The organism is Bradyrhizobium sp. Cp5.3 (assembly GCF_000426265.1).
Classification (GTDB): Bacteria; Pseudomonadota; Alphaproteobacteria; order Rhizobiales; family Xanthobacteraceae; genus Bradyrhizobium; species Bradyrhizobium neotropicale.
The window spans coordinates 1-5,190 of record NZ_AUFA01000108.1 but is presented as its reverse complement, the minus strand read 5'-3'; the positions used below and the strand labels follow the sequence as shown (position 1 = coordinate 5,190).

Sequence of the window (5,190 nt, the reverse complement as noted above, 5' to 3'; positions counted from 1 at the left end):
CGTCGCATCCACGTCGACAAAGGGTATCGCGGCCACAACTACCCGCATCGGTTCAGGGTCTGGATCTCGGGTCAGGTCCGCCGTGTCACGGCTTCCATCCGGCGTGAGATGAAGCGTCGCGCGGCTGTCGAGCCTGTCATCGGTCACGTCAAGGCCGAGCACCGCATGGACCGCAACTATCTCAAGGGACGCCTCGGCGACCGCATCAACGCCGTCCTTGCAGCTGCCGGCTACAACTTTGGCCTGCTCCTGCGATGGCTCGCAGGACTCTTGCGCGCCCTTATCCGACAGCTCGCCGAAACTGTCCCGGCTCAAAAGATCGCTTAAATCACTACTCGCCCGCGTTCTTCACGGGGGACTAGTGCCGGTTGGGCGCTGCTCGGCAATCTCTTCGGTCAAAAACCCGCCTGGTAACGAAGGTCGCTTTTTAGAAGGGCATTTTCATTTGCTCGTCAGCAGCAGAAAGCGGACGACCAGGAGCGCTGCGTAGAGGGCCTTTCCGATCGACAATCCAATCCAGATACCAATGGCGTCAAGGCCGATCTTCAAACTGAGCACGTAGCTGAGCGGGAAGCCCACCAGCCAATAAGCGACGCCGGCGAATAGTAGCGGAACTCGCGTGTCCTTCAATCCGCTGAGACTACCCGCCGCGATACTCTGCACGGCATCGGTGATAAAAAACGCCGCTGCTACAGAAAGGAGCTCCGCAGCGAGCCAAATGGTTGGGCCGGTATGGGGGCCAGATCCGTCCAAAAACATCTCGGCGATCTCAAAACGAGCGGCAATTACGGCGAGCGTCAGTATCGCGGTGATGACCAAACCGAATAGCATCGCGGCCAGGCCAGCTCGTTTCATTCCAGGACCGTCGTTGCGGCCAACGGCCTGGCCAACGCGCACCGCTGCCGCCATGCTGATGCCGAATGGAACCATGAACAAGATCGCCGCGACGTGAAACGCAATCTGATGCGCGGCGAGCGCGTGCGTGCTGATCAGCCCCGCTAACAGAGACGCGGCTAAGGATAGGCCGTAGCTCATTAAGGAGGCGAGTGAGATTGGCATACCGATCAGGATCAGCTGCCGCATCGAATGCCCATTGAAGCGCCAGAGACGAGTAAACACGTGGTAGTCTCGGAGCGGACGTTGCAGCAGTACGAAGCATACACTTGCCAAGAATGTAGCAAAGTTCACCAGGGTGGTGGCAAGGCCAACCCCGAACAACTCCAGCCTGGGCAGGCCGAACTTCCCGTCGATCAGCAGATAAACCAGCAGGCCATTCAAGGGAATAGCCGCCAGAGTAATCCATAAGACCGGCTCGGGCCGACCGACTGCACTCATGAAATTGCGCAAGGCCAGAAACCATAGCGCTGGCGCCACGCCCCCGGTCAGTCCGAACAAGTATTGTTGGGCGAGCCGCGCCGCGGCGGGCGCTTGGCCAAGAGCGAGAAGTATTTGCTCTCCGTCCAGTGCAAACGCCATGATCGGGAACGATGACAGTAGCGCCGCCCAAAGCCCCATGCGGACCGCGCGCCGCACCACGGCTCGATTATTGGCCCCGAAGGCCTGTGCCGACAGGGGTACGATCGCCGCTAGCAATCCCGCACTGAAGGTGAAGCTCATGAGATAGACCCTACCGGCCAGCGCTGCTGCGGCAATCGCCTCGGCACCGAGTTGCCCAATAAAAACAAGGTCGGTCGTCATCATCGTGATCTGGCCAACCTGCGCCAACACAATCGGTAGGGCTAGTTTCGCGGTTTCGCTGAGCTCCATGCCAAAGTGTTGGTAAGCCGCCGTGCCGATTGGTTCGTTCTGCGAAGCCAACAACGGCTTTGCTTCAGCCATCTTGTTCATTGACGCCTTTGCTGCTGGTTACGCCGCGGTCTCAGAGCTCGCGCGCGTTTAGTGGAGAACACGTATGGCAAGGTGGCTCGCAAGCCGACGCTTTGAATAGTGTCCGGCACACCACGTCTCGGCAGGGCGGTCACCGCGTAAGCCCGTGCGTGGCCGTGCGCCTATGCAGACGCAAATAGCGTCAGTGCATCGGCATTCTTGCACGTCGATACGACGGATCTATGCGTCATGGCTAGGAATCCTTCAGGAAGCGGTGCCGGATGCCGTCCGCCTTTCTCGTGCCAGGCACGATAACGCAGTTTTCTAGATCCATTTCTTCGCGACTCTTGTCCTGGCCATGACAAGCACGTCTGAAATCCGACATTCCGCATCGTAGGCGGTGAACTCCCAACACGTAAGCTCGCAGAAATCCACCTACCAACGTTTGTAGTTGATTGAGTTTAAGGGGCACGTCCATTCTGATCGCGCCACTTTCGTCCGGGTCACTTCCGAGGAGCATCGCGTGCGACGTCAATCACACTCTGTTGTCAGCAAACGCGGTGATCGATCCAATGACTTGACATCCGACGAGGGCACCAACCTGGAATCGTTGTCTCGTGCTGATTATCGGCTGGTCGCTCATTTGACGCTTGACCGGGAGCAGGAGCAGTTTGCGGGCGCCCTGGATTTCGTATTCTCTGAGCTTCGGAATAGCTCGCGCCACGAACTCGAGCACCCGTTCTCCGTTGTTGTGGCCGGGGAGATCATCGGCTTCTTTGTCCTGCGTGAAAGAGAGGCGCTCCCCGAATGGGCACCATCGGATGCGGTCACCTTGCATAGCTTTCGAGTTAGCCGCGAACACCAGGGCCACGGCTATGGCAGGTCGGCCGTGAGGCTAGCCGCTCAATGGCTCTCGACAAACCGACCATGCATCGATCGTCTCATGCTGAGCGTGAACCTGCGCAACATCGCAGCTAGAGGGGCTTATCTGAAATGGGGTTTTCGTGACACAGGTGCGCTTTGCTCCGGACCAATCGGGCCCCAGAATATCCTTGAGTATGAGATCGGCCTGAGATGACGATCGCTACTGCCGTTTGAGCGCTGCGGCTGCGCGTGCACGAGGGCTTCACGTCTGTTCGTCACAATTATCTCCTCACAACGTTTCTCGTACTCGGTTTGCGACCTTCGCCATCTCGCAACTCAATGATCAGCTCGTCTACAGCACCTGATCCGGTTGATGTGCGGTGTGTCGCAGGGATCGATGTGGAACCATATCGGCGTCAGCCTGATCGCGGCGCGGAAGCCCCTTCGCAGCGTCTTAGTCTTTGTTGGAAAGCAGTTGGAGAAGCTTGATGCTGTCCACGACGGTAACTCAATTGATCGGCCAGACGCCCGTAATGTCGATCGAAGTCCCCGACCGGGATGCCCGTCTGGTGTTAAAGCTGGAAAAGAACAACCCTGGCGGTTCGATGAAAGACCGTATGGCGCGAAGCATGGTTGTCGCCGCACTTGAAGACGGTCGCCTCACTCCAGGCGGCACGATCATTGAATCGTCTTCTGGAAATACCGGTACAGGACTGGCACTCGCGGCACTGGAGTTCGGCCTGCAGTTCATTGCCATTGTCGACCATCATGCTGCTCCCGACAAGATTCGCACAATCCGGTCACTGGGTGCGGAGATTCGCTACGCAGAGGGCGATTTTGCCGAGGACGAGGTCGCGATCGTGGAGCGGCAGCGGATAGCGGAACAGCTCGCAGCCCAGCTGCCCGGCGCTATGTTCATGAATCAGTGGGACAATCCCGCAAATCCGAAGGGCTATGCCGGTCTTGTCGAAGAATTGGTTGCTCAGCTTTCGTCAGATATCGATGCGTTCGTAGCATGCGTCGGGACAGGCGGATCGATAACCGGCGTTGCGCAGGGGCTCAAGCGACACAATCCGATGATACGCACACTCGGCGTGGAGCCGGCCGGCTCCATCGTGTTCGGCAAGGCCGGGCATCCCTACTATCAGTCAGGCACTGGAACGCCGGCTGGCAAGGCCATCGGCAAGGTGTTGGACTATGTGTGCATCGACGAGGGGGTACAAGTTACTGACGTACAAGCCTTCGAAACGGCGCGCTATTTCGCTCGGCGCAAGGGGCTTTTGGTCGGCGGATCGACCGGCGGCGCCATTTACAAGGCGATGGAATTCATCGCGGCCGGCCGGCTGACCGGCACGGTCGTGACAATGGTTGCCGATGGCGGCGAGAAATATCTAAGCACGATTTTCGATGACGAGTGGATGGCACAGCGCCACCTGCTCGATCCGGGGATCACGGCTCAGTTGGATAGCTGGCTCTTTGGAAACTCGCAGCGACATGAGAGCGATCGCGCTCGTTCCTCGTCAATGCTGACATGACCATTCACTCGATGGATGACCAAACCAGCGCCTTCGCGCATAGTTCTTGCTCCGGTATCAAACGTGGAGCGGACGCAATCGGAGAAGCTTCGTGATCACTCCACAACTGCGTGCTTCGCGATCTCTTCATGAGTCAGTCCGTCAGGAGATTCTGAATCGCATACAGAATGGCACGTATCTGCCGAACCTCCCCATCCCGTCCACGGCAACGCTCAGCAGCGAGTTTGGCGTCAGCCCGATTACAATTAAGCGGGCCTTGCGCGACTTGCGGGCCATCGGAGCGGTCACTGCGATCGCCGGCAAGGGTACCTTTGTTAAGGAACCAAGACGATTCCTGATTGATCTTAGTGACGGAATCGCACGTTGGGAAACGGTAAATGTACGGCTGATATCTATTGCCAATGAGAAGATATCTGATCCGGCAATGGAAATGTTCAACCCACCTGGTGGGGCGACGCTCTGCGTGCGGAAGATGATCTCTTTCACCGGCGAGCCGCCGCTCGCGTACGACGCCAACTATCTATCGCCGGATGTCGATGAAGCCATCATTGACGAATTTGCGGCGCGGCCAGTAACTGAGGCGCTGGGCCGACTTGGGATTCGAATCCGGAATATCTCTTACCTCATCGACGCGTCGACCGCGGCTCGAAAAGTTGCGGAGGTATTCGCAATTCCAAATGGCTATCCAATGTTGCGTCGTCTGCATAAGGTCACGACGACTAAGAAAGGCCTCACGATATTCGGCATTCTGCAAGCTCCTTTTGACCGACTTTCCTATTCTTTGAATATCCAATCTGATACTAAGTTGCGACCCAAGCCGAAGCACGCCAGTGGGGCGCCAAGGCAAAATGGGTGATTGCACGGTAGATCGTCCTTCGTGAAGAATGCAGATCCGCCTGAAAGATAGAAAGAATTTGTCTCGATAAGGTATTCGATTTTGCAGGAAAGCTGGGTGTTGGACCTG

4 protein-coding genes and 1 pseudogene are annotated in these 5,190 nt (G+C 57.4%); 4 read left to right on the top strand and 1 reads right to left on the bottom strand.

Features of this window, described 5'->3' with window-relative positions:
• Positions 1 to 327, top strand: a pseudogene (locus tag K289_RS0140425) (IS5/IS1182 family transposase); the annotation flags it as partial.
• 114 nt (positions 328 to 441) lie between these two features.
• Here the strand turns inward: K289_RS0140425 and K289_RS0140420 are convergent.
• Positions 442 to 1,848 carry an MATE family efflux transporter gene (locus tag K289_RS0140420; protein ID WP_027556496.1) on the bottom strand — a complete coding sequence of 469 codons (1,407 nt, stop codon included), beginning with the start codon at positions 1,846 to 1,848 and terminating at the stop codon, positions 442 to 444.
• A gap of 502 nt (positions 1,849 to 2,350) precedes the next feature.
• Here K289_RS0140420 and K289_RS50000 point away from each other — a divergent pair.
• The 3 genes from K289_RS50000 to K289_RS47250 all read left to right on the top strand — a co-directional run bounded on the left by K289_RS50000 (position 2,351) and on the right by K289_RS47250 (position 5,082).
• The gene (locus K289_RS50000) at positions 2,351 to 2,905 is read left to right on the top strand and encodes a GNAT family N-acetyltransferase (protein ID WP_198024894.1); all 555 of its coding nucleotides are present in this window, start codon (positions 2,351 to 2,353) and stop codon (positions 2,903 to 2,905) included.
• A gap of 274 nt (positions 2,906 to 3,179) precedes the next feature.
• Positions 3,180 to 4,226, top strand: coding sequence for a PLP-dependent cysteine synthase family protein (locus K289_RS0140410; protein WP_027556494.1), 1,047 nt, complete (start codon positions 3,180 to 3,182; stop codon positions 4,224 to 4,226).
• A gap of 91 nt (positions 4,227 to 4,317) precedes the next feature.
• Positions 4,318 to 5,082, top strand: a complete 765-nt coding sequence (locus tag K289_RS47250) for a GntR family transcriptional regulator (RefSeq protein WP_198024893.1) — start codon at positions 4,318 to 4,320, stop codon at positions 5,080 to 5,082.
• The last annotated feature ends 108 nt before the right edge of the window (positions 5,083 to 5,190 follow it).